Below are 24510 nucleotides of genomic sequence, written 5' to 3' on the forward strand. Positions count from 1 at the left end.
TGCACCGGTTTTGATAGCGACTGGCTATCAGCGCAGGTCAGTGCTTGCCGAACAGGCTGCCGCCCAGTTTCATCAGGTCGCCGACATCCAGGTCGCCATCGCCGTCCTGGTCGAGGACCTTGCCGAGCAGGCCACCGGCAATGCCGCCGGACTGCTGCGCCTGCGCATGTTCCTGTCCCAGCGCCTGCCCCAGCTGAGCTGGATTGGCGTTATCGCCGCCGCCAAGGAAGCGCTGCGCCAGGAACGACAGCACGATGGGCGCGAGCATCTGCAGCAGCTGGCCGGCCTTGTCGCCGCCCAGGCCGGTGGCCTGGCCCAGGCCTGCGGCCGCGGTGGGCGCACTGTTGCCGAACACATGGCCCAGGATGCCGGCCCCATCGGTTTGCGGGGTCGTCGCCTGTGATCCGCCGCCCAGCACCGAACCGAGCAGGCCACCAAGGTCGAAGCCGTTGCCGGATGCGGATGACGCGTGATCGCGCTGCAGTGCACCGAGCAGTGCTTCGGCGCCATTGGGTTGCTGGGTGTTGCGGCCCAGCGCGCCGAGCAGCAGCGGCAGCGCCGCACCGATCGCCGACTGGGTCTGCTGGGGATCGGTGCCCAGCTGCGCGGACATCTGCTGCACCGGAGCGCCCTGCAGTTGCTGGAACAGGGCGCCGGCCATGCCGGAGAGTGACTCGTTCATGCGGGCGATTCCTTGGGGTTCGGAGGAATCCGGAATCTACCGGAAAGTGCATTGCACGAGGGTCAATGCGCGAAGTGCCCTGACGCGGGTCGGCGAGTGGCCGATGACGGCTGGACCCTTCTATCCTGTCGCGATGTCTCAACGCGCCACACGTTTGTTGCAGTTGCTCGAAGCCCTGGGTGGCCGGCGTCGTCCGGTGGCCGGTGCACGTCTTGCCGAGGAGCTCGGTGTCAGCCTGCGCACGCTGTACCGCGACATCGCCACGCTGCGCACGCAGGGCGCCGACATCCTGGGAGATCCGGGCGTGGGCTACGTGTTGCGGCCGGGCTTTTTGCTGCCGCCGCTCAATTTCAGCGAGGACGAACTGGAAGCCCTGGCGCTGGGCGCGCGCTGGGTCACGCGCCAGCCTGATCTGGCACTTGCACAGGCTGCCGAGCGCGCGATGGCGCGTATCGGTGCGACGCTGCCGACGACGACACGCCTGTCGATTGAAACCAGCGGACTGCTGGTGCCGCAACCGCGCCAGCCGCTGCCGGATGCGCCATGGCTACCGGTGCTGCGCCATGGCATCCGCCTGGAGCACGTGTTGCGCATGGATTACGCCGATGGCGCCGGCCACCCGACCCAGCGGCTGATCTGGCCGTTCGCGATGGCATTCATGGAGGGGCTGGGGATATTGGCGGCGTGGTGTGAGCTGCGCCGGGATTTCCGGCATTTTCGCGCCGATCGCGTGTGTGCGCTGGTCGATACCGGCGAGCGCTATCCCTCGCGCCGGCACCTGCTGATCAAGCGCTGGCAAGCGGCCACTGGCCACGGCAACGACTCCTGACAGAAGCTGTCAGCAGGGCAGGCCGATACTGGCAGCACATCCACCACGGAAGCCGATGCCATGACCGAAAACCTGACCGAAGCCCTGATCCTTTACACCCATCCGATGTCGCGTGGCCGCGTCGCACGCTGGATGATCGAAGAGACCGGCCTGCCCTACGAAGCAAGGATCGTCGACTACGGCACCGGCATGAAGTCGCCCGACTACCTGGCGATCAATCCGATGGGCAAGGTCCCGGCGCTGCGCCACGGCGATGCGGTCGTGACCGAGAACGCCGCCATCTGCGCCTACCTGGCCGAACTGGTGCCCGAGCGCCGGTTGGCGCCGCCGGAGGATTCACCCGAGCGCGCCGCGTATTTCCGCTGGCTGTTCTTCATGGCCGGCCCGGTCGAAGCGCTGCTCACGGCCAAGGACGCCGGTGCGCTCGGCAAGCCATCCACCGCCGGCTACGGCAGCGAGGACGACCTGCTGCGCACGCTGGAACAGGCGGTGGAAGGCCGCACTTATCTGGCGGGCGAACGCTTCACCGCAGTCGACCTGTACGTAGCCGCATGCCTGGGTTACTACATGCGCATCGGTGCGTTGGCGCCGCGCCCGGCCTTCGTCGCGTTTGCCCAGGCGCACATGTCGCGCCCGGCCGCGTTGCGGGCGATGGAGATCGACAACGCGCTGGTGCCGCAGCATTCGAATCCGAACATGCCAGCGGCCGCGGCTGCGTAATGCTTGTAGGAATCGCCTTGGCAACGATGGGGCGCTCCAAGTGAAATCCCGTCGTCGCCCAAGCTCCGCTCTACAAGGAGGTTGTGGCGAGATTTGAGGAGACGGTTGCTCCCACCACGTGCTGTTACAGCAGCGCCTTGAGCCGATACAACGCTTCGAGCGCCTGCTTCGGCGTCAGGTCATCCGGGTCGAGCGCAACCAGCGCCTGCTGCGCCGCCGATGGTGCAGCGGCGAACAGGCCGAACTGCTGTGGCGCATCCAGCGCGGCGGGTGCCATCTTCGACGCCTGGGTGTCGCCGCCGCGCTGCTCCAGTTCGGCCAGGCGACGGCGCGCCTGCGACAGCGTGGTGCGCGGCAGGCCGGCCAGGGCGGCGACCTGCAGGCCGAAGCTGCGATCGGCTGCGCCGTCCTTCACCGCATGCATGAACACCAGCGCGTCGCCGTGTTCGACCGCATCCAGGTGCACGTTGGCAATCCCGCTCGGGCCACCTTCCACGGTCTCGCCGGCGAGCGAGGTCAGCTCGAAATAATGCGTGGCGAACAACGTGTAGCAGCGGTTGACCGCAGCCAGATGGCGCGCGACCGCATCGGCCAGGGCCAGGCCATCGTAGGTCGAGGTGCCACGGCCGATCTCGTCCATCAGCACCAGCGATTGCGCAGTGGCGTGATGCAGGATGTAGCTGGTCTCGGCCATTTCCACCATGAAGGTGGACTGGCCCTTGGCCAGGTCATCACCTGCGCCGATGCGGGTCAGGATGCGGTCGATCGGGCCGATCTGCGCACGTGAGGCCGGCACGAAGCTGCCGATATGCGCCAGCAACACGATCAACGCGTTCTGGCGCATGTAGGTCGATTTACCACCCATGTTCGGGCCGGTGATGACCAGCATCCGGCGCGCAGCCGAGGTATCGCTCCCGTCCAGGCGCAGGTCGTTGGGTTCGAAGGGTTCCTTGCGCACCGCTTCGACCACCGGATGGCGGCCGCGCTCGATCAGCAGGCAGGGTGCGTCGGACAGCTCGGGCTGGGTCCAGTCCAACTGCTGGGCGCGTTCGGCGAAGGCGCACAGCACATCCAGTTCGCTCAAGGCCAACGCGCAGCGCTTGAGTGGCTCGATCACCGCGTTGAGTTCGTCCAGCAGCGCTTCGTACAGCACGCGCTCGCGCGACAGGGCGCGTTCGCGCGCGGACAGCACCTTGTCTTCGAAGGTCTTGAGTTCTTCGGTGATGTAGCGCTCGGCGTTGGTCAGGGTCTGGCGGCGCGTGTAGTGCACCGGTGCCTTGTCCGACTGGCCCTTGCTGATCTCGATGTAATAGCCGTGGACGCGGTTGTAGCCGACCTTCAAGGTCGCAATGCCGCTGGACGCGCGCTCGCGCGTTTCCAGGTCGATCAGGAACTGGTCGGCGTTGGTGGACAGCTGGCGCAGTTCGTCCAGTTCGGCATCGAAGCCGCTGGCCAGCACGCCACCATCGGTGAGCTTGAGCGGTGGCTGTTCGGCCACGGCGGTGATGAGCAGGTGCGCGGTGGCGTCGTGTTCGCCCATCGACGCGGCCAGCGCGGCCAGGCGCGGCGAATCCAGCGGGCCCAGCAGTTCGCGCAGGCGCGGCAGCAGCGCCAGGCTGTTGCGCAGCGTGGACATGTCGCGCGGCCGTGCCGAGCGCAGGGCGACGCGGGTGAGGATGCGTTCGACATCGCCGAACGCGCGGAAGGCATCGCGCAAGTTTGCATCGGTGCCGCGTTCGATCAACGTGGCGACCGCATGGTGGCGCTGGTTCAACACGGCGCGGTCGCGCAACGGGCGATGCAGCCAACGGCGCAGCAGGCGCCCGCCCATCGGCGTGACCGTGCTGTCCAGGATGCCGAGCAGCGTGTGGCGGGTGTCGCCGTCCACGCGGGTATCGAGTTCCAGATGACGGCGCGTGGCCGCGTTCATCGAGATCGCTTCGCCCGACGGCTCCAGCGCGATTGCGCTCAGGTGCGGCAGCTGCGATTTCTGGGTTTCTTCCACGTAGCCCAGCAGCGCGCCGGCAGCGGCGATGGCCTGCGGTTTGTCTTCGATGCCGAAGCCGGTGAGATCGTGCAGCTTGAAGAACTGCAGCAGCTGGCGACGGCCGCTGTCGGCATCGAACAACCACGGCGCGCGGCGGCGTGCGCCGGTGCGCGTGGCCAGGAACGCCGGCCAGCCTTCTTCGTCAGGGACCAGCAGTTCGGCCGGCTCCAGGCGCGCGAGTTCGGCTTCCAGTGCGTCTTCCGAATCGACTTCATTGACCAGGAAACGGCCGCCGGCCAGGTCGGCCCAGGCCAGGCCGTAGCCGCTCTTGCCGCGCGACACCGCCATCAGCAGCGTGTCGCGGCGCTCGTTGAGCAGCGCCTCGTCGGTGACCGTGCCGGGCGTGACGATGCGCACCACCTTGCGTTCGACCAGGCCCTTGGAGGTGGCGGGATCGCCGATCTGCTCGCAGATGGCGACCGATTCGCCCAGCGCTACCAGCCGCGCCAGATAGCCTTCGTAGGCATGCACCGGGACCCCGGCCATCGGGATCGGGGCGCCGCTGGAGCTGCCACGCTGGGTCAGGGTGATGTCGAGCAGGCGCGCGGCCTTGCGCGCGTCGTCATAGAACAGTTCGTAGAAATCCCCCATGCGGAAGAACAGCAGCAGATCCGGGTACTCGGACTTGGCTGCGAAGAACTGCTTCATGAAAGGGGTGTGTTCGGACGACGCGGACTTGGACATCGGTGGGGCAGGTTGGGGCGACCGCAGATTGTAAGCGGTGCCGCGCGGCCGGCCCGGGTGAGCGGGCCGGCGTTGATGTCAATGCGGCGGGTGGCGCGGCGGCAGCTGCGCGCCGGGCAGGTCAGGCCAGCAGTTCGAAGGTCGCGTGCAGGCCGTCGACTTCGGCCGAGGGGGCGACCCACAGGTCGAACACGCCGGCTTCAACCGTCGGCTTGAGGTCCTGGCCGATGAACAGCAGGTCTTCGCGGCGCAGGCTGAAGGTGACGTCGGCGCTGGCGCCGGGTTCCAGCGCGACCTTTTTGAAGTCCTTCAACTCCTGCTTCGGGCGGGTGATGCTGGCGACGCGGTCGTGGATGTAGAGCTGCACGACTTCCTCGGCCGCGCGGCTGCCACGGTTGTGGACGGTGGCGCGGATGGTCAGCGCGCCGTCGGCGGCCAGGCGGGCATCACCGATGTCCAGCGCGCCGTATTCGACCTGGCCGTAGGTCAGGCCGTGGCCGAACGGAAACAACGCTGAATTGGGCGAGGTCATGTAGCGGGTCTTGAACGCGGTGAGCTTTTCCGGATGCGGATCGGGGCGGCCGGTGATCTTGTGGTCGTAGTAATAGGGTGCCTGGCCCGATTCGCGCGGGAAGCTCACCGGCAGGCGCCCGGACGGGCCGGTCTTGCCGAACAGCACATCGGCCAGGCCCAGCCCGGAACTCGAGCCCAGGTACCACGCGACCAGCACGGCCTTGGCCTGTGGCACCAGGTCGCCCAGTGCCAGCGCGCGGCCGTTGCTGAGCACCACCACGACCGGCTTGCCGGTGGCGGCGACGGCTTCCAGCAGCGCCTGCTGGACCCTGGGCACGGTAATGGAGGTGCGCGAACGTGCCTCGCCCGAATCGTCGCGCGATTCGCCGATGGCCATGACCACCACGTCGGCCGCGTTCGCTGCCTGGGCCGCAGCCTGCACGCCACCGGGCAATGGTCCGGCGTAGCCGCAACCGGCCGTCACGGTCAGCTGCGCGGCATCGGCCATGGCCTGCTTCATGCCGGTGGCCAGGTCGCTGGCCGAATCGTCACCGTTGAACAGCGTCCACGGCCCCTTGGTGCTGTCCCAGTCCTGCGCCAGCGGGCCGATCAGGGCGATACGCTGGCCGCTGGTGCGCAGCGGCAGCACGTCGCCGTCGTTCTTCAGCAGCACCACGGACTTGCTGGCGGCTTCGCGTGCAAGCGCCAGGGTTTCGGGCAGGCGCTGGCGCGAGGGCGCGTGGGGCTTGATCCGGCGGAACGGGTCGTCGAACAGCCCCAGCTGCGCCTTGAGCTGCAGCACCCGGCGCACCGAGGCATCGATCACGGCCATCGGTACGTCGCCGCTTTCCACCAGTTCGGGCAGGTGTTTGAAGTACAGGCCGCTCTGCATGCTCATGTCCACGCCGGCCAGGATCGCCAGGCGCGTGGCATCGCGGCCGTCGCGGGCGAAACCGTGCGCGATCAGTTCCTCGTCGCCGGTGTAGTCGGATACCACCACGCCGCGGAAATCCCATTCGCCGCGCAGCACGTCGTCCAGCAGCCACTTGTTGGCCGTGGCGGGAATCCCGGAGATCTCGTTGAACGAGGCCATCGTGGTCATCGCGCCGGCGTCGAACCCGGACTGGAACGGCGGGAAATAGGTCTGCCGCAGCACGCGCTCGGATACGTCGGTGGTGTTGTAGTCCAGGCCACCTTCGGCCGCGCCATACGCGCAGAAATGCTTGGGACAGGCGACCACGGCTTCCGGATCGGCCAGGCCCCTGTCGCCCTGGAAGCCGCGCACGCGCGCGTCGGCCATGCGCTTGCCCAGCAGCACGTCTTCGCCACTGCCTTCCACGCCGCGGCCCCAGCGGGCGTCGCGGGCGATGTCCACCATTGGCGCGAAAGTCCAGTCGATGCCGACCGCCGAGGCTTCCAGCGCCGCGGCGCGCGCGGTGCGCCGGGCCAGGTCCGGTTCGAAACTGGCCGATTCGCCCAGTGGCACCGGGAACACGGTGGTGAAGCCATGGATTACATCGGCGGCGAACAGCATCGGGATCTTCAGCCGGCCCTGCATGGCGGCCTTCTGCAGGCGCTCGTGATAAAGCACGTTCGAGCTGTTGAACACGCCGGTGAGCTGGCCGGCCTTGGCGGCGGCGATCTGCGCGGACACCGCGCCGGTGGAGGTGATCGGATTGGCTGCGGCGGCCGCGCCGTTCTGCATGGCTGCGCCGAACAGGGTCAGCTGACCGGCTTTCTCCTGCAGGGTCATCCGGTCGATCAGGTCTTCGATGAAGGCCGGTGCCTTGGCCTTGCTCCGGCCCAACGCCAGGCCCATCGGGACCTGCGAGAGCAGGGTGGCTGCGCCGGTTGCGACCAGGAGCTGTCGCCGTGTGATGCCGCGTGTCTTCATTCCCGATCCCCTTCCGATCGCCTGTTGTTGGGCCGCCAGCAGGCGGCATCGAGGGAGGAATGTAAACGATTACACGCAGGGCGCACGCCGCACTGCAAGAAGAGCCCCGGGCAGGGCGGCCGCAGCGATCTGGGATACTGGTCCGGCCCCCACCGCATGTGCGAACCGATGTCCCCCACCGATGCCGATCTCGAACAGCTGGCCATTTCCGTCGGCCAGCAGCTCAACGCCCAGCGTGACAGGCTGGTCACCGCCGAAAGCTGTACCGGTGGCTGGATCGCCAAGGCGATGACCGACATCGCCGGCTCGTCGGACTGGTTTGACTGCGGCATGGCCGCCTACAGCTACGAGGCCAAGCAGGCGCTGCTGGGTGTGCGCCCGCAGACCCTGGAAACCTTTGGCGCGGTCAGCCGCGAGACGGTGATCGAGATGGTCTCCGGCGCGCTGGTCAACTCCGGCGCCAGCGTGGCGGTGGCCGTGACCGGCATCGCCGGGCCGGGCGGTGGCAGCGCGGATAAACCGGTCGGCACGGTCTGGGTCGGCTGGAAACGCCGCGGCGGCTACGCCCGCGCCGAGGTCTTCCACTTCGACGGCGACCGCGATGCGGTGCGCCGGCAGACCGTGGCGGCCGCGTTGCAGGGCCTGATCGACGGCTGAGCAGGTGTCTTTGCGGCAAATGCTTGCGCACTCACTTCGTTAGTAGTAATACTACTAACCATGCAACTCACCGACACCCAGCAGGCCATCCTGGCCATGATCGCCGAACGGCTCGAAGCCGAAGGCATGCCGCCGTCGCAGACCGAGATCGCTCGCGCGCTGGGGTTCAAGGGCGTGCGGGCCGCGCAATACCACTTGGAAGCGCTGGAAGCCGCGGGCGCCATCGAACGCATCCCGGGCCGGGCGCGCGGCATCCGCATCCTGCATGCACCGCAGCCGGCGCAGGCCTCGATCAGTTTCGTCGCCGCCAATGACGAATCCGCGCTGCGCCTGCCGGTGCTGGGTCGGGTCGCGGCCGGCGCGCCGATCGGTGCCGATGCCGACCACCACGACTACGTGGTGCTGGATCGGGTGTTCTTCTCGCCTTCGCCGGATTACCTGCTGAAGGTGAAGGGCGATTCGATGCGTGACGAGGGCATCTTCGACGGCGACCTGATCGGCGTGCATCGCACCCGCGACGCGCGCAGCGGCCAGATCGTGGTGGCACGGATCGATGAGGAAATCACGGTCAAGCTGCTGAAGATCGGCCGCGATTCGATCCGGCTGTTGCCACGCAACCCTGACTATTCGCCGATCGATGTGCGCCCGGGGCAGGACTTCGCCATCGAAGGGCTGTACTGCGGCCTGGTGCGGCCGAATCGATGAAATCCGCTGCGGCTCCAGAGTTTTCCGACACCCCGCCGTGGCTTTACCCGCTGGTTCCGTTTTACCGGTCTGACTAATTTCTGGGTGTGGTCGGCGCGGTCTCAGCCTGTGCGATCCCCCACCGCTAGATTGCTTTCCAACAACTCTTCACTACTTAGAACATCACCCCTTTGAGGACACCGAAAATGGACGAGAACAAGAAGCGCGCCCTGGCCGCCGCCCTGACCCAGATCGAGCGCCAGTTCGGCAAGGGCTCGGTGATGCGCATGGGTGACCGCGTGATCGAAGCGACCGAAGTCGTGCCGACCGGTTCGCTGATGCTGGACATCGCGCTGGGCATCGGCGGCCTGCCCAAGGGCCGCGTGGTCGAGATCTACGGGCCGGAATCCTCGGGCAAGACCACCCTGACCCTGCAGGCCATCGCGCAGTGCCAGAAGCTGGGCGGCACCGCGGCCTTCATCGACGCCGAGCACGCATTGGACCCGGTCTATGCCGCCAAGCTGGGCGTCAACGTCGACGACCTGCTGCTGTCACAGCCGGATACCGGCGAGCAGGCCTTGGAAATCGCCGACATGCTGGTGCGTTCGAACTCGGTGGACATCGTGGTCATCGACTCGGTTGCCGCGCTGACCCCGAAGGCTGAAATCGAAGGCGAAATGGGCGACCAGCTGCCCGGCCTGCAGGCCCGCCTGATGAGCCAGGCGCTGCGCAAGCTGACCGGCAACATCAAGCGCTCCAACACCCTGGTGATCTTCATCAACCAGCTGCGCATGAAGATCGGCGTGATGATGCCGGGCCAGAGCCCGGAAGTGACCACCGGCGGCAACGCGCTGAAGTTCTACGCCTCGGTCCGCCTGGATATCCGCCGCATCGGCGCGATCAAGAAGGGCGACGAGATCATCGGCAACCAGACCCGCATCAAGGTCGTCAAGAACAAGATGGCGCCCCCGTTCAAGCAGGTCGTCACCGAGATCCTGTACGGCGAAGGCATCAGCCGCGAGGGCGAGCTGATCGACATGGGCGTGGAAGCCAAGCTGGTCGACAAGGCGGGCGCCTGGTACAGCTACGGCACCGAGCGCATTGGCCAGGGCAAGGACAACTCCCGTACCTACCTGCGCGAGAACCCGGCCGTGGCTGCCAAGTTGGAAGCCGAGCTGCGCGAGAAGTTCCAGCCCGCCGAAGTCGCCGGTCGCGAGAACGACGAAGGCGATGACGACTGAGTTCATCCGTTCCGCGCAGGTCGGTGCTGCTGTCAGTGGCGGGGCCGGCCTGCGGGGAGCGATGAGTGTCGGGAGGTGGCGCCGGGGCAGGTGCTGCCTCCCGTTTTTATTTCCGGAAGCCGGTCAGGCTCCCGGCGGTTGGGAGAACGCTGGTGGAAACCCCTGAAGACCAGGCGCCGGAGACCAGGCGCCGCCGCCGTCCCGAGCCAACCCCGGTCCAGCGGGCGCTCTCGTTGCTGGTCCGGCGTGAACACTCGCGCAAGGAGCTGACCCGCAAGCTGACCGCCCGCGGCATCGAGGCCGATGCGGCTTCTGCCGCAGTCGAGCGTCTGGCCGGCGAGGGTTGGCAGGACGACGTACGCTTCGCCGAAATGCTGGTCCGCAGCCGGGTGGGGTCGGGTTACGGCCCACGCTACATCCAGGTCGAACTGGAAACCCATGGCCTGTCCGCGGCCCAGGTGACCGCGGCGCTGGCCACGTTCGAGGGCGACTGGCGCGAGTTGGCCCGCGATCTGGTCGTGCGCCGTTTCGGCCCCGATCGGCTGGTGGAGTTGGCGGCCCAGCGCAAGGCGGCCGACCTGCTGATGCGCCGCGGCTTCGACGGGGACGCCATTCGCGCGGTCCTGCGCGGGCTGCCGGAGGACTGAGCAGGCCCGGGTTTGTTACCCTTTGCGGCTCAAGGTTGTCCGTGACGGGCTGCATCCGCATGTAAGGGGGATCGCGGCCCGTTTTGCCAGCCGCTCGCCCAACGCAAGCTCCCACATGACCGCCTCGACTTTCAGCAGCAACCAGGTCCGCCAGGACTTCCTCGATTTCTTCAGCAGCAAGGGTCACACCATCGTGCCCTCGGCGCCGCTGGTACCGGGCAACGACCCGACCCTGCTGTTCACCAACTCGGGCATGGTCCAGTTCAAGGACACTTTCCTGGGCGCGGAAAAGCGCAGCTACGTGCGCGCGGCCGACGTGCAACGCTGCCTGCGGGCCGGCGGCAAGCACAACGACCTGGATGCGGTCGGCTATACCGCCCGTCACCACACCTTCTTCGAGATGCTGGGCAACTGGTCCTTTGGCGACTACTTCAAGAAGGAAGCCATTGCCTGGGCGTGGGAGCTGCTGACCGAGGTCTGGAAGCTGCCGGCCGAGCGCCTGCTGGTCACCGTCTACCACACCGATGACGAGGCCTACGCGCTGTGGCACGACATGATCGGGATTCCGTCCGAGCGGATCGTGCGGATCGGCGACAACAAGGGCGCTCCGTACGCGTCGGACAACTTCTGGCAGATGGCCGACACCGGTCCCTGCGGCCCGTGCACCGAGATTTTCTACGACCACGGTCCTGAAATCGCCGGTGGTCCCCCGGGCTCGCCCGACGAGGACGGCGATCGCTTCATCGAGATCTGGAACCTGGTGTTCATGCAGTTCGACCGCCAGCCTGATGGCTCGCTGGTGCCTTTGCCGGCGCCATGCGTAGATACGGGCATGGGCATGGAGCGCCTGGTCGCGGTGCTGCAGCACGTGCACAGCAATTATGAAATCGACCTGTTCCAGGCCTTGATCAAGGAGGTCGGGCGCCTGACCGGCACGGCCGACCTGGAAAACAAGTCGTTGCGGGTGATCGCCGACCATATCCGCGCCTGCTCGTTCCTGATCGTCGATGGCGTGCTGCCCTCCAATGAAGGCCGCGGCTATGTGCTGCGCCGGATCATCCGCCGCGCCCTGCGCCATGGCTGGATGCTGGGCGTGCGCCAGCCGTTCTTCTCCCAACTGGTGCCGACGCTGTCGGCGCTGATGGGCGATGCGTATCCGGAACTGCCGGCCAAGCTGGATCTGGTCGAGCGCGCGCTGAAGGCCGAGGAAGAGCGCTTCGCCGAAACCCTCGATGCCGGCATGCGCATCTTCGAAGACGTCGCCGCGCGTGCCGAGGGCACGACGATTCCAGGCGTGGATGCGTTCCGCCTGTACGACACCTACGGTTTCCCGGTCGACCTGACCGCGGATATCGCCCGCGAGCGCGGCATGGACGTGGACATGGCCGGCTTCGATGCGGCCATGGAGCAGCAGCGCCAGACCGCACGTGCCGCTGGCAAGTTCGCCTCCGGCGCCGGCTTGCCGGCCGATCTGGTGGCCCAGCTCAAGCCGACCGGGTTCCTGGGCTACGACAGCCTGCAGGCCGAAAGCCTGGCCGTGGTCGCGCTGTTGCGCGACGGTCGTCCGGTCCAGCGCCTGGAAGCGGGCGAGCAGGGCGTGGTCTTGCTGGATCGCACGCCGTTCTACGCCGAATCGGGCGGGCAGGTTGGTGACACCGGCACGTTGCGTGGCACCGCCAGCGTGTTCGAGGTCAGCGATACCGTGAAGCTTGCCGGCCAGTTCCATGGCCACGTTGGCCAGCTCGCCGAAGGCGCACTGGCGGTCGGCGATGTGCTGTCGGCCGATGTAGACGGCCAGCGCCGCGGCGCGACGATCCTCAACCACTCGGCCACCCATCTGTTGCACGCGGCCCTGCGTTCGCTGCTGGGCACGCATGTCCAGCAGAAGGGCTCATTGGTGGCGCCGGATCGGTTGCGCTTCGACTTCTCGCACTTCCAGCCGGTCTCGCCGGAGGAACTGGCCGAGATCGAGCGTCGGGTCAATGCGGAAGTCCGGCGCAACCACGGGGTCGAGATCCATCACATGGCCATGCAGGAGGCGCTGGATTTCGGTGCGATGGCGCTGTTCGGTGAAAAGTACGGCGAGAACGTACGCGTGCTGCGCATGGGCGATACCTCGACCGAACTGTGTGGCGGCACCCATGTGCAGCGCACCGGTGACATCGGCTTGTTCAAGATCGTCAGCGAGAGCGGCGTGTCTTCCGGCGTCCGCCGCATCGAGGCCGTAACCGGTCAAGGTGCGCTGGACTACGTGGGCACCGAAGAGCAGCGCCTGCACGAAGCGGCGGGCCTGCTGGGCGGTAGCGCCGCCGAAGTGGTCGAGAAGATCCGCCAGCTCACCGATCGCCAGAAAAAGCTGGAGCGCGAACTGGAAAGCCTCAAGGCCAAGGCGGCCTCTGGCGCCACGGCCGACCTCGCCGGTCAGGCGGTGGATGTGGCCGGCGTCAAGGTGCTTGCGGTGCGTCTGGAGGGCTTCGATGCCAAGGCGCTGCGCGATGCCGTCGATCGCCTGAAGCAGCAGCTGGGTGATTCGGTGATCGTGCTGGCCGGTACCGATGCCGGCAAGGCTGCGCTGGTTTCAGGCGTGAACGGGAGCGCAATGGGTCGGGTCAAGGCCGGGGAACTGTTGGGTCATGTCGCCAGTCAGATCGGGGGCAAGGGCGGCGGTCGCCCGGATCTCGCCCAGGGTGGTGGTGAGGACGGGCCCGCCCTTGCTTTGGCGCTCGAGGGGATCGCGGCGTGGGTTGCGCAACGACTTGTTGCCTGAAATAGCCCGCCGATCCCTTGCGGCCTGGCATGGCCGGTCGCTACCATGTTTCACGTCTATGAACCTATCTGGAAGTGTTCTGGCAATGACGGGTGCCAAACGCTTCTGCCGGCTTTACGCTAGCCGGATTACGGAGAAATGAAATGCTGATTTTGACCCGCCGTGTCGGCGAAACCCTGATGATCGGAGATTCGGTCTCAGTCACCGTCCTCGGCGTGAAAGGCAACCAGGTGCGCATCGGCATCACGGCGCCCAAGGATGTCGCGGTCCACCGCGAAGAGATCTACCAGCGTATCCAGCGCGGTGAAGAAGCCGGCTCTGCGGCCGAGCATGTGGAAAGCAGTTCTTCGAACTGACGATTTTATTTGCCGTGGACGCATTCAGCCGGTATCCTTGCTGGCTGCTGCGTAGCACTACGGAGCAGTGTTGATTGGAGTGGTGCCCGAGCGGCTGAAGGGGCTCCCCTGCTAAGGGAGTATAGGGTCAAAAGCTCTATCGAGGGTTCGAATCCCTCCCACTCCGCCAAAGCAAAAACCCGCCTTTTCGGCGGGTTTTTTGCGTCTGCGCGAACGAATATCAGTCGGCGTTGCGTGCGCCCTGGTGGAGGCGCGCCGGGTTGGCGTTCGGCCTGCGCGCGATGACTTCTAGAGAGTGAGGGTGCTTCGATTCGTGCGACGTGGGTGCGGTGCTTTCATGTGCCTGTCGTGCCGATCGCAGATGGGTGGCTCTCGCCTGCGGCATTGAGAGGTGATGTTGAAAACGCAGGCAACAAAAAAGCCAGCAATGAATGCTGGCTTCTTCGTGTTTATCGCATGGTGCGCCCGGAGAGATTCGAACTCCCGACCGCCTGGTTCGTAGCCAGGTACTCTATCCAGCTGAGCTACGGGCGCCTTGCGAGGAGCGAAATTATGGTGATGAAGAGGTTTCGCGTCAACACCTTTTGTGAATTTTTTTTGTAGCGCTGTTTTCCCGGTTGATTCAACGCGCTGCTGGCGGAAGCGAGGACTGGTTGCAGCCGCGTCATCATGCGTCCGCTGCGAAGCCTGCCGCTTCAAACCTTGTAGTAGTCGCGGTACCAGGTGACGAAGCGCGCGATGCCGGTCTGGATCGGCGTGGAAGGCGCGTAGCCCACGTCGCGCTGCAGGGCGCTGACATCGGCGAAGGTATCGGGCACATCGCCTGGTTGCAGCGGCAGCAGGCGACGCTGCGCTTTCTTTCCGAGTGCGTCTTCCAGTACTTCGATGTAGTCCAGCAACTGCACCGGTGCGTTGTTGCCGATGTTGTAGACGCGGTAGGGCGCATCGGACGTAGCCGGGTTGGGTACCAGCGGATCGTAAAGTGGGTCGGGGCCGGGCACATGATCGAGCGTGCGGATCACGCCTTCGACGATGTCGTCGATGTAGGTGAAGTCGCGCGTGTGCTGGCCGTTGTTGAACAAATCGATCGGTTCGCCGGCCAGGATGCGCTGGGTGAACTGGAACAGCGCCATGTCCGGTCGTCCCCACGGGCCATACACGGTGAAAAAGCGCAGGCCCGTGGTCGGCAGGCGATACAGGTGGCTGTAGGTATGGGCCATCAGTTCGTTGGCCTTCTTGCTGGCCGCATACAGGCTCAGTGGGTGGTCGACGCTGTCTTCCACGGCGAAGGGTAGTTTGCGGTTGCCGCCATAGACCGAGCTCGAAGAGGCATAGACCAGATGCTCGACGCCGCGATGGCGGCAGGCTTCCAGCAGATTCATAAAGCCGACGAGGTTGCTTTCCACGTAGGCATGCGGATTCTGCAGCGAGTAGCGCACGCCGGCCTGCGCAGCCAGGTTGACCACGCGCTGTGGCGCGAAGCCGTCGAATGCCGCCTCAAGCGCGGCGCGGTCTTCCAAGCCGGCCCGTATCAGCGAGAAGCCGGGTTGGCCTTCCAGGCGCTGCAGGCGCGCTTCCTTCAGTGAAGGATCGTAGTAGTCGTTGACGTTGTCGTAGCCCAGGACGATGTCGCCGCGTTCCAGCAGGCGCTCGCTCAGTCGTGAGCCAATGAAGCCGGCGGCGCCGGTGACAAGGATCTTCATGGTGTGTTCTCTTGCAATTAATTGGTAAGGGGAATTGCGCGCCTTAAAGGCGGTCGTCGACATCGAGACGGAGCAGGGCGCGCTGCACGTCGAACAGGGCCGCCTGTGGCTTTGCGAATGCGCGAATGCCGGCGCTGCCCAGCGCGATGAACTGACGGTGTGCCACGGCAAGGATCACGGCGTCGTAGTGGCCTGCTTCAGGGGTTTGAACCAGTGCCAGTCCATATTCGTGGCGGGCTTCGTCGGCGTTGACCCACGGATCGTGGACGTCGACCTGCACGCTGTACTGGCGCAGCTCGTGCACGATATCGACCACCTTGGTATTGCGCAGGTCCGGGCAGTCCTGTTTGAACGCCAGCCCCAGGATCAGTACACGCGCGCCGGAGATCGGCTGGCCGCGTCGGGCCATCAGCTTGATGGCGCGCTGGGCGACATGTGCGCCCATGCCGTCGTTGATGCGCCGGCCTGCCAGGATCACTTCCGGGTGATGGCCGACCTGCTGGGCCTTGTGGGTCAGGTAATACGGATCGACGCCGATGCAATGCCCGCCGACCAGGCCGGGCTTGAAGCGCAGGAAGTTCCACTTGGTGCCGGCTGCTTCCAGCACATCGCCGGTGTCGATGCCCAGGCGATGGAACAGCAGCGCCAGCTCGTTGACCAGGGCGATGTTGACGTCGCGCTGGGTGTTTTCGATGACCTTGGCGGCTTCGGCGACGCGGATGCTGGGCGCGCAGTGGGTGCCGGCCTTCACGATGCCGCGATAGAGCGCATCGACGCGTTCGGCGGCTTCCGGGGTGGAGCCGGAGGTCACCTTGACGATGGTTTCCAGCCGGTGCTCGCGGTCACCAGGATTGATGCGCTCGGGGCTGTAGCCGGCGTGGAAATCCCGGTTGAACACCAGGCCCGACTCGGCCTCGATGATCGGGATGCAGAATTCCTCGGTCGCGCCCGGGTAGACGGTGGATTCGAAGATCGCCAGGCCGCCTTGCTTGATGGCGCGCCCGACGGTACGGCTGGCCGCTTCAAGCGCGCTCAGATCCGGACGCTTGTAGTCATCGACCGGGGTCGGGACGGTGACGATGAAAACGTCGCAGCCCGAGAGCAATGCGGCTTCGTCGGTGAAGGTCAGCCGCGCCGCCGCTGCCAGTTCGTCAGCGGACATTTCCAGGGTGTGATCCTGGTGCGCCTGCAGCGCGCCGACACGTTCCCGGTTGATGTCGAAACCGATCGTGTCATGGGTCCTACCAAACGCGACCGCCAGGGGCAGCCCGACATAGCCAAGGCCGACGATGGCGATCCTGGGTGTGCTGGAATTTGCTTGCGACATCGAATCCGGATTCCTTGCGATGGGTAGCGGCTGGCCGGGTGGGCCAGCGCAATAGCATCGCATTGCCATCGATCCGCGGCGACGACGCGGGACGTTGGGTTGCGCTTCCCGTCAGCGCAGCCGCGCCGCCAGTGCCTCGGCCACGCGCTGCGGGCGTTGCATCCAGGCGAAATGATCGGCCTTGGCGCCCAGGGTGTCCGAGTCGAGGAGCGTGGCTGGTTCGGTCGTCACCGCGAACTTGTCGGTCAGGCCCGCCAGTGACGTGGTTGGTGCGAACCAGTCCTGGGTGAGTACGACGCTGTTCACTGGTAGCGACAGCTGTGACAGTGCCTGCTCCAGGTCGGTTCTCATTCCCTGGCCCGCATAGCGCCCACTCAGGCCCACACGTGACCAGTCGTTGATCAGTCCGCGCGCTTCGTTGCCACCAAACCCGATGCGACGGCCGGGTAGGGTGCCATTGCGCCGGGCCAGCCAACCCATGAAACGGTACGCCAGCGGCAGCAGCAGGCCGCGTGGCGCGGGGAAGCGGCGCCAGTCCGGCGTGCCACTGGCGACCAGCCAAAGCGCATTCAGCTGTGAAGGCGCGAGCGCGGCGAGACAGGCGGCGAGCTGACCGCCCAGGCTGTGCCCGCCGACGATGCGATGCGGGACTTCCAGCGCGCGCTGCATGGCCTGCAGGCTGACCGGCAGGTCCAGTTCCAGCAGCTCGCGATAGCCCCAGTTGCAGCTGCGCGATGCACGCCAGCTGCTGCTGCCATGGCCGCGGGCCTCATGCAGGAACACGGCGATGCCGAGCGTCTGCAGGGCTTCGGCGAAAGGCAGGTAATGGCGTGCCGCCACGCCCAGCGCGGGCAGCCACAGCAGGCTGGCGCGCGGGCGTTCGGGAATGCGGTGCAGCAGTGTCCAGGCATGGCCGTCCGTGGCCTGCAGCTGGAGTTCGCCCACTTCGGCCGGACTAGTCATGGCGATCAAAACGGGCCACGTGGATGGCGCCGCCACGCGGGCTTGCCTGTGCCTGCGCTGGCAGGCCCGCGCGCGGGGTCACAGCACTTCAGAAGCGTAATCGGCCAGGCGCGAACGCTCGCCGCGGCGTAGGGTGATGTGCGCGCTGTGCGCCCAGCCCTTGAAGCGATCCACCGCGTAGGTCAGGCCCGAGGTCGTCTCGGTCAGGTATGGCGTGTCGATCTGCTCCACGTTGCCCAGGCACACGATCTTGGTGCCGGGGCCTGCGCGGGTGATCAGGGTCTTCATCTGCTTGGGCGTGAGGTTCTGCGCCTCGTCCAGGATCAGGTAGCGCGACAGGAACGTACGTCCGCGCATGAAGTTCATCGAGCGGATCTTGATGCGGCTGGCCAGCAGGTCGTTGGTCGCCTGGCGGCCCCAGGTGCCGCCTTCCTGGTTGTGGGTGAGCACTTCCAGGTTGTCGGTCAATGCACCCATCCAAGGCGTCATCTTTTCTTCCTCGGTGCCGGGCAGGAAGCCGATGTCCTCGCCGACGCTGACCGTGGCGCGGGTCATGATGATCTCGCGATAGCGCTGCTGGTCCATGGTCTGGGCCAGGCCGGCGGCCAGCGCCAGCAGGGTCTTGCCGGTGCCGGCAGTGCCGAGCAGGCTGACGAAATCAATCTCCGGGTCCATCAGCGCGTTGAGCGCGAAGTTCTGCTCGCGGTTGCGCGCGCTGATGCCCCATACCGCGTGCTGGCCACTACGGAAGTCATCGACCAGGGTCAGCGTGGCCTTGCCGTCGGCATTGACCTTGGCCACGCGCAGCTCGACTTCGTCCTCGCCGGGCAGGTACAGGTACTGGTTGGGATGCCAGTCCTCTTCGTCGGCCATGGCCACTTCATAGCTGGTGCGGCCGCTCTTGTCGTTCCAGGACTTCAGGTCGCCCTGATGGCGGTGCCAGAAGTCTTCCGGCAGCGGCGTGGCGCCGGTGTAGAGCAGGCTGAAATCGTCCAGCGCCCGGTCGTTCTCGTAGTCCTCGGCGACGATGCCGCTGATCGAGGCCTTGATCCGCAGGTTGATGTCCTTGGACACCAGGATCACCGGCGTGCCGGGGTGTTCCTCGTGCAGTTGCAGGACCGCGGCCAGGATCTTGTTGTCCGGTGCGATCGCACCGAAGGTGCGGCCCGGATCGACCGGCTTGAGCTGGAAATGCAGCTGGCCGATCTGGCCGGGCTGCTTGAGGTTCAGGCCCTTGGGGTGGAGAAGGGTGATGCCCAGCGAAATACGTTCCGCATCGGCGCCGACGATCAGTTCGTTGAGGAAGCGGCTGACCTGGCGTGCGTTGCGACTGACTTCGGACATGCCCTTCTTGGCATTGTCCAGTTCCTCGATCACCTGCATGGGCAGGAACACGTCGTGCTCTTCGAACTTGAACAGCGCGGTCGGGTCGTGCATCAGCACGTTGGTGTCCAGCACGTAGATGCGCTTGCTTCGGGTCATCGGCATTTCCTGGTGGGCGGACAGCAGCAGGCCACCGCGCCCGCATCAGCGGGGCAGTGGAGGTAAAGGCAAACGTGAGGTGTCACTGGGAGCGTGCGGCCTTGAGCGTGTCGAGCACGGCCTGGGCGTGGCCGGCGACCTTGACCTTGCGCCATTCGGACGCGATGCGCGAATCAGGCGAGATCAGGAAGGTGCTGCGTTCGATGCCCAGCACCTGGCGCCCGTACATGTTCTTTTCCTTGATCACGTCGAAGGCCTTGCACAGCGCTTCGTCGGCATCGCTGATCAGCGGGAAGTTGAATCCCTGCTTGGCGCAGAAGTTGTCGTGCGACTTGACCGAATCGCGCGAGACGCCCAGCACCTGCGCATCAAGCGCGGCAAATTCCGGTAGCAGCGCGTTGAAGTCGATGCCTTCGGTGGTGCAGCCGGGCGTGCTGTCCTTCGGATAGAAGTACAGCACCAGCCAATGGCCGGCTTGTTCGGCGAGGGTCGTGGAGGTGCCGCCGGACAGGGACAGCGGCAGTTTCAGGGTGGACTTCGGAAGCGCTTTGGCGGTGGTTGCCGTCATCGTCAGAACTTCATCGGGTCCATGATCGCGTCCAGGTTCAGATGGTCGCAGAATTCGAGGAAGTCGTCGCGCAGTGCGGCGATATGCATGTCGGCCGGGATGCCGATGGTGACCTGGGCCGAGAACATCTCCGCACCGGTCTGCATCGCGCGGTAGCGCGTGGACTGCAGGTTTTCGATGGTGATGCCCTGGCGGTCGAAGAAATCGGACAGCTGGAACAGGATGCCCGGCTTGTCGGCGGCCACCACTTCGACGATGTAGGGCAGCAGGTTGGATTGCACGACCTTGGCACCGGTGCGGTACCAGATCAGTTTCAGCCCTTCTTCGCGCTCCAGCCGGGTCAGCATGGCTTCCAGCTTGGCCACCGCGTCCCAGGAACCGGTGGCCAACGCCGTCACCGACACGTCGCGGCCGACCGTGGACAGGCGCGCATCGACCAGATTGCAGCCCGAATCGGCGATCCGACGCGTCACCCCCAGCAACGGCGACTCCGGATGCGTCGTATAGGCGTTGATCAGGAGGTGGTTTTCGTTCGGCGAGGGCCGGGGCGTGGAGTCGGTCAAAGGGGCTTCCGGCATTACAGCGAGTCTGAATGGCGCCCGGGACGGGGCCTGTGGTGCGCGGCCAGCATACTTGCCCGCGCTTTCGCGCCGCAAGTAACATCGCTGCCCGTGCGCGGCATTCCGCGCGTATCACCCCTTACAGGCCTCGTTTGTCTCTTTCCGGCTGCATCACCGCTTTGGCCACGCCGTTTTCCGGCAGTGGCGCCCTTGACCTGGATGCCTGGCACGACCTGCTCAAACAGCAGTTGCGCGGTGGCATCCAGGGCTTGGTGGTGGCTGGCTCCACCGGTGAAGCCGCTGCGCTATCGGACGACGAGTACCGCGGCCTGATTGGCGAGGCCGTCCGCTGTGTCGGTGGTGCGGTACCGGTCCTGGCCGGGACCGGCCAGATGAACACGGCCAAGACCATCGAACAGACCCGCCTGGCTGCTTCGGCCGGTGCGCAGTTCGCCCTGGTGGTGACGCCGCCGTACGTGCGCGCCACCCAGGCTGGGCTGATCGCGCATTTTCGCGCCGTCGCCGACGAGGGTGGCTTGCCGGTGGTGCTCTATAACGTGCCGGTCCGCACCGGGTGCGACCTGCTGCCCGACACCGTGGCTGCGTTGGTCGACCACCCTGGCATTGTTGGCATCAAGGAGGCGCGCAGCGAGCCCGAGCGCATGACCGCGCTGCTGGCGCTGCGTCGCGACGGGTTTGCCGTGCTCAGCGGTGATGATGGCACCGCCAGCCGCGCCATGCTGCTCGGCGCCGATGGCATGATTTCGGTCGGTTCCAACGCCATGCCGGTGGCGTTCCGCCGTCTGTGCGATCTTTCGCGCACCGGCAAGGCGGCGCTGGCGACCGAATGGGACGCCCAGCTCGCCGAGTTCTATACTTTTTTCGGTATCGAGCCCAATCCGATCCCGGTCAAGGCGCTGCTGCAGCGCCTGGGTTTCGGCCAGGGCTTGCGCCTGCCGCTGTTGCCGCTGTCGCAGGTGCATGCTGAACTCGCCGACCGCCTGGCAGCGCAGCTTGCAATACTCGAAGAACAATCCAGCCGCGAACCACTCGCGGCCTGATTTCAATGGTCCAAATTGAGAATGGAGATTCATCCAATGCGTTTTTCCCGTGTTTCGCGTGTCGTTGTGCCGGTTGTGCTGGCGATGTCCATCGTCGGCCTGTCTGGCTGCAAGTGGTTCCACAAGGGGCCCAAGGGCGACTACGCGCTGGAAGCGCAGGCCCGTCCGCTGGAAGTCCCGCCGGATCTGAACGTGCCCAGCACCGCCGGTGCCATGCAGGTGCCGGCCGTGGCCACCGGTGGTGCCGCAGGCGCTGGCCAGCAGGCCGCGCCGGCGTCCAACACGTCGGGCTTCAACGTCGCCGGCAAGCGTGACGAAGTGTTCACCAAGCTCGGCGTGGCCCTGGGCGGCGTCGATGGCCTGACCATCGCCAGCAGCGCGCAGTTGCTGGGCAGCTACGACGTGTCCTACCAGGGCGTGAGCTTCCTGGTCCGCGTGTCGGAAATCGCCTCGGGCACCTACGTGTCGGCGGTCGATCCGCGCGGCGTGCCGGCCAATGGCCCGGAATCCACGCGCCTGATGGCCGAGCTGAAGAACAAGCTCGGCGGGACCTGATCGCCCGGGCGGTCTGCAGGAACGAAAAAGGCGCCATCGGCGCCTTTTTCTTTGGGTGTCACTGCTGGCCCGGCGCCCAGCGCCGAATCGGGGGAGGGCCTCAGCGCTGCAGCAGCGGCAGCTTGTCGGTCTTGCCTTCCCAGTCGGCCGCATCGGGAAGTGGGTCCTTGCGCACGGTGATCACTGGCCAGGCCTTGGCCAGTTCGGCGTTGAGCGCCACGTAGGCTTCCTGGCCGGCTGGTACGTCGTCTTCCGGGTAGATCGCGTTGATCGGGCACTCCGGCTCGCACAGGGTGCAGTCAATGCACTCGTCCGGGTCGATCACCAGGAAGTTCGGGCCTTCATGGAAGCAGTCCACCGGGCACACCTCGACGCAGTCGGTGTATTTGCACTTGATGCAGGCCTCGGTGACGACGAAGGGCATGGCGGTCTTCCGGTGTTGCGGACAAGGGGACTGCGCATTCTATAGGAAGCGCCCGGGGCGGTCCCTGGCCGGGCACGGTTGCCAGCAAAGGCGCCGCAAACGAAAAGACCCGGCGCTGGCCGGGTCTGATCAGTTCCAAGCAGGAAGTGGTGGTGCTCCCTAGGGAATTCGAATCCCTATTTTAGCCTTGAGAGGGCCACGTCCTAACCGTTAGACGAAGGGAGCGTTTGGGCCACGACTGCTTAGCTGGTTAGTATATCGGCAGCTTGGCCCCCCGGCAATCGGGTCGGCCGCTCAAAAACCAACGGAAGCCGCAATCATCACCGCCGAACTCCAGCCCATCGTCATTCCCCGCGCAGACCATACGATCTCGCGCCGGGATATCAGTCCCAACGCCTTGCGCGTGCTGTACCGCCTGCGAGACGCCGGCTTCTCGGCCTATCTGGTGGGTGGCGCCGTGCGCGACCTGCTGGTCGGCCAGCATCCTAAGGATTTCGACGTGGCCACCGACGCCACGCCCGAACAGGTCAAGCAGCAGTTCCGCAACTGCCGCCTGATCGGCCGCCGGTTCCGCCTGGCGCATGTCGTGTTCGGCCGCGAGATCATCGAAGTCGCCACCTTCCGCGCCAATAGCGACGACGGCAGCGGCGACCGCGAGACACACGAAGATGGCCGCCTGCTGCGCGACAACGTCTACGGCACGATCGAAGACGACGCGATCCGCCGCGACTTCACCGCCAACGCGCTGTATTACGCGATCGAGGATTTCTCGGTGCGCGACTACTGCGGTGGCTTCGAGGACGTGCAGGCCCGGCGCATGAAGCTGATTGGCGATCCCGAGCAGCGTTATCGCGAAGATCCGGTGCGCATGCTGCGCGCCGTGCGCCTGGCGGCCAAGCTCGGTTTCACCATCGATGGCCCGTCGGCCGAGCCGATCCCGGTGCTGGCGCCGCTGCTGGCCGAGGCTGCGCCAGCGCGCCTGTTCGAAGAAGTGCTGAAGCTGTTCCTGTCCGGCAATGCGGTGGCCAGCTTCGAGGGCCTGGAGCGCACTGGCCTGCTGACCGTGCTGCTGCCGGAAAGTGCCGCCGCGCTCAAATCCAACCGCAGCGGCGCCCTGCGCCGGATGGTGCTGGAAGGCCTGGCTGGGACAGACCGGCGCGTGGCCAATGACGAACCCGTCTCGCCTGCGTTCCTGTTCGCGTTGCTGCTGTGGCCGGCCTACTGCAAGGCGCTGATCGGGCTGCAGGCGCAGGGCACCCATCCGGAAGAAGCTGCGCGCCGCGCCGCCGACCGGGTCACCGTGCACCAGCTGACCACGATTGCCTTGCCGCGCCGGTTCTCGCTGCCGATGCAGGAAATCTGGCTGCTGCAGTCGCGCTTCTCGCAGCGCCAGCGCAAGCGCGTGACGCGCCTGCTGACCCACCCGCGTTTCCGCGCCGCGTTCGATTTCCTGGTGCTGCGCCAGTCGGCCTCGCCCGATCATGCTGCCGATGTCGCGTTCTGGACCCAGGCCCAGACCCAGACCAGCGAGGAGCTGTCCGAAGCGCTGGGCGTGGATGTGCCGGGTGACAGCTACACCGATGAGGATGCGGTGCCGTCCAAGCGTCGCCGCCGGCGTCGCCGCCGCAGCGGCGCGTCAGGCGCCAGCGGGGAATGACCGTGGCGGTCACCGCCTGCATCGGCCTGGGGGCGAACCTGGGCGATGCGGCGGGCACGCTGCGTGCCGCGTTCGACGCCATCGGCAAGCTGCCGGACACCACGCTGGTGGCAACTTCGCCCCTGTACGTGACGCCGGCCTGGGGCGTGGAAGCACAGCCGGACTTCATCAATGCCGCCGCGCGCGTGGACACTACGCTGGACGCGCTGGCATTACTGGATGCGCTGCTGGAGATCGAGCGCCAGTTCGGCCGTGACCGCAGCCGCGAGCAGCGCTGGGGGCCGCGGACGCTGGACCTGGACCTGCTGCTTTACGGCGAGGCGGTGATCGAACTGCCAGGCCTGCAGGTGCCGCACCCACGCCTGCACGAGCGCGCCTTTGCGCTGGTGCCGCTGGCTGACGTGGCATCGGAACTGCGCATCGCCGGCCATGGCACGGTGCGAGAAGCTGCATTCCGCGTGGGGCATGACGCCATCCGCGCGTTATGAG

Annotated in this window: 22 protein-coding genes and 3 tRNA genes; 13 read left to right on the top strand and 12 right to left on the bottom strand. The window is 66.2% G+C overall.

Translation table 11 applies throughout. From position 1 onward, the window contains the following. Positions 1 to 37 precede the first annotated feature (37 nt). Positions 38 to 682, bottom strand: coding sequence for a DUF937 domain-containing protein (locus O8I58_RS00220; RefSeq protein WP_298319686.1), 645 nt, complete (start codon positions 680 to 682; stop codon positions 38 to 40). A 133-nt stretch (positions 683 to 815) separates the two neighbouring features. Between O8I58_RS00220 and O8I58_RS00225 the strand changes: the two genes are divergently transcribed. Both O8I58_RS00225 and O8I58_RS00230 read left to right on the top strand, forming a co-directional pair. Further along, positions 816 to 1511, top strand: coding sequence for a helix-turn-helix transcriptional regulator (locus O8I58_RS00225; protein WP_298319688.1), 696 nt, complete (start codon positions 816 to 818; stop codon positions 1509 to 1511). 72 nt (positions 1512 to 1583) lie between these two features. After that, complete coding sequence (locus O8I58_RS00230) at positions 1584 to 2231, top strand: glutathione S-transferase family protein (protein ID WP_298322594.1); 648 nt, start codon at positions 1584 to 1586, stop codon at positions 2229 to 2231. Between the two features lie 124 nt (positions 2232 to 2355). On the opposite strand, the gene mutS is transcribed toward O8I58_RS00230, so the two are convergent. Together mutS and O8I58_RS00240 are read right to left on the bottom strand one after the other, a co-directional pair. Beyond that, positions 2356 to 4962: a DNA mismatch repair protein MutS gene (mutS, locus tag O8I58_RS00235; RefSeq protein WP_298319690.1), complete on the bottom strand. Its 2607-nt coding sequence runs from the start codon at positions 4960 to 4962 to the stop codon at positions 2356 to 2358. A 121-nt stretch (positions 4963 to 5083) separates the two neighbouring features. After that, complete coding sequence (locus O8I58_RS00240) at positions 5084 to 7369, bottom strand: glycoside hydrolase family 3 N-terminal domain-containing protein (protein WP_298319692.1); 2286 nt, start codon at positions 7367 to 7369, stop codon at positions 5084 to 5086. Between the two features lie 168 nt (positions 7370 to 7537). On the opposite strand from O8I58_RS00240, the gene O8I58_RS00245 reads away from it, so the two are divergent. From O8I58_RS00245 to O8I58_RS00275, 7 genes are all read left to right on the top strand, one after another. Continuing rightward, a complete protein-coding gene (locus tag O8I58_RS00245; protein ID WP_298319694.1) occupies positions 7538 to 8026 on the top strand; it encodes a CinA family protein in 489 nt (162 codons plus the stop codon). A gap of 60 nt (positions 8027 to 8086) precedes the next feature. After that, complete coding sequence (lexA, locus tag O8I58_RS00250; protein ID WP_298319696.1) at positions 8087 to 8731, top strand: transcriptional repressor LexA; 645 nt, start codon at positions 8087 to 8089, stop codon at positions 8729 to 8731. A gap of 185 nt (positions 8732 to 8916) precedes the next feature. Then, positions 8917 to 9951, top strand: coding sequence for a recombinase RecA (gene recA, locus O8I58_RS00255; RefSeq protein ID WP_298319698.1), 1035 nt, complete (start codon positions 8917 to 8919; stop codon positions 9949 to 9951). A 152-nt stretch (positions 9952 to 10103) separates the two neighbouring features. Then, complete coding sequence (gene recX / locus O8I58_RS00260; RefSeq protein ID WP_298319700.1) at positions 10104 to 10598, top strand: recombination regulator RecX; 495 nt, start codon at positions 10104 to 10106, stop codon at positions 10596 to 10598. 115 nt (positions 10599 to 10713) lie between these two features. Further along, positions 10714 to 13365: an alanine--tRNA ligase gene (gene alaS / locus O8I58_RS00265; RefSeq protein ID WP_298319702.1), complete on the top strand. Its 2652-nt coding sequence runs from the start codon at positions 10714 to 10716 to the stop codon at positions 13363 to 13365. 143 nt (positions 13366 to 13508) lie between these two features. Further along, positions 13509 to 13721, top strand: coding sequence for a carbon storage regulator CsrA (csrA, locus tag O8I58_RS00270; RefSeq protein ID WP_298319703.1), 213 nt, complete (start codon positions 13509 to 13511; stop codon positions 13719 to 13721). A gap of 76 nt (positions 13722 to 13797) precedes the next feature. Next, positions 13798 to 13890: transfer RNA gene (locus O8I58_RS00275), tRNA-Ser, on the top strand. A 288-nt stretch (positions 13891 to 14178) separates the two neighbouring features. Here the strand turns inward: O8I58_RS00275 and O8I58_RS00280 are convergent. The 7 genes from O8I58_RS00280 to O8I58_RS00310 all read right to left on the bottom strand — a co-directional run bounded on the left by O8I58_RS00280 (position 14179) and on the right by O8I58_RS00310 (position 20342). Beyond that, positions 14179 to 14255 (bottom strand) — tRNA-Arg (locus tag O8I58_RS00280). Positions 14256 to 14416: 161 nt separating this feature from the next. Next, a complete protein-coding gene (locus tag O8I58_RS00285) occupies positions 14417 to 15424 on the bottom strand; it encodes an NAD-dependent epimerase (RefSeq protein WP_298319704.1) in 1008 nt (335 codons plus the stop codon). A 43-nt stretch (positions 15425 to 15467) separates the two neighbouring features. Then, positions 15468 to 16751 (bottom strand): nucleotide sugar dehydrogenase, encoded by a 1284-nt coding sequence (locus O8I58_RS00290; protein WP_298319705.1) that lies wholly within the window; start codon positions 16749 to 16751, stop codon positions 15468 to 15470. Between the two features lie 111 nt (positions 16752 to 16862). Beyond that, complete coding sequence (locus tag O8I58_RS00295; protein ID WP_298319706.1) at positions 16863 to 17714, bottom strand: alpha/beta hydrolase family protein; 852 nt, start codon at positions 17712 to 17714, stop codon at positions 16863 to 16865. Between the two features lie 78 nt (positions 17715 to 17792). Then, positions 17793 to 19196, bottom strand: a complete 1404-nt coding sequence (locus O8I58_RS00300; RefSeq protein ID WP_298319709.1) for a PhoH family protein — start codon at positions 19194 to 19196, stop codon at positions 17793 to 17795. An 82-nt stretch (positions 19197 to 19278) separates the two neighbouring features. Continuing rightward, positions 19279 to 19764 (bottom strand): peroxiredoxin, encoded by a 486-nt coding sequence (locus O8I58_RS00305; protein ID WP_298319711.1) that lies wholly within the window; start codon positions 19762 to 19764, stop codon positions 19279 to 19281. Between the two features lie 2 nt (positions 19765 to 19766). Then, positions 19767 to 20342 carry a glycine cleavage system transcriptional repressor gene (locus O8I58_RS00310; RefSeq protein WP_298319713.1) on the bottom strand — a complete coding sequence of 192 codons (576 nt, stop codon included), beginning with the start codon at positions 20340 to 20342 and terminating at the stop codon, positions 19767 to 19769. 134 nt (positions 20343 to 20476) lie between these two features. Between O8I58_RS00310 and dapA the strand changes: the two genes are divergently transcribed. Together dapA and O8I58_RS00320 are read left to right on the top strand one after the other, a co-directional pair. Continuing rightward, positions 20477 to 21385, top strand: coding sequence for a 4-hydroxy-tetrahydrodipicolinate synthase (gene dapA, locus O8I58_RS00315; RefSeq protein ID WP_298319715.1), 909 nt, complete (start codon positions 20477 to 20479; stop codon positions 21383 to 21385). An 84-nt stretch (positions 21386 to 21469) separates the two neighbouring features. After that, complete coding sequence (locus O8I58_RS00320) at positions 21470 to 21940, top strand: hypothetical protein (RefSeq protein ID WP_298322597.1); 471 nt, start codon at positions 21470 to 21472, stop codon at positions 21938 to 21940. A gap of 100 nt (positions 21941 to 22040) precedes the next feature. Here the strand turns inward: O8I58_RS00320 and fdxA are convergent, their stop codons facing one another. After that, complete coding sequence (fdxA, locus tag O8I58_RS00325) at positions 22041 to 22364, bottom strand: ferredoxin FdxA (RefSeq protein WP_298319718.1); 324 nt, start codon at positions 22362 to 22364, stop codon at positions 22041 to 22043. Positions 22365 to 22514: 150 nt separating this feature from the next. Continuing rightward, positions 22515 to 22589 (bottom strand) — tRNA-Glu (locus O8I58_RS00330). Between the two features lie 13 nt (positions 22590 to 22602). Between O8I58_RS00330 and pcnB the strand changes: the two genes are divergently transcribed. Continuing rightward, on the top strand, positions 22603 to 24021 hold the full coding sequence (gene pcnB, locus O8I58_RS00335) for a polynucleotide adenylyltransferase PcnB (RefSeq protein ID WP_345781334.1): 1419 nt from the start codon (positions 22603 to 22605) through the stop codon (positions 24019 to 24021). Continuing rightward, a complete protein-coding gene (folK, locus tag O8I58_RS00340; RefSeq protein WP_298319719.1) occupies positions 24018 to 24509 on the top strand; it encodes a 2-amino-4-hydroxy-6-hydroxymethyldihydropteridine diphosphokinase in 492 nt (163 codons plus the stop codon). Before pcnB ends, folK begins: the two co-directional genes overlap by 4 nt. Position 24510 lies beyond the last annotated feature (1 nt).

The sequence above is a fragment of the Pseudoxanthomonas sp. genome (assembly GCF_027498035.1).
Lineage (GTDB): Bacteria > Pseudomonadota > Gammaproteobacteria > Xanthomonadales > Xanthomonadaceae > Pseudoxanthomonas_A.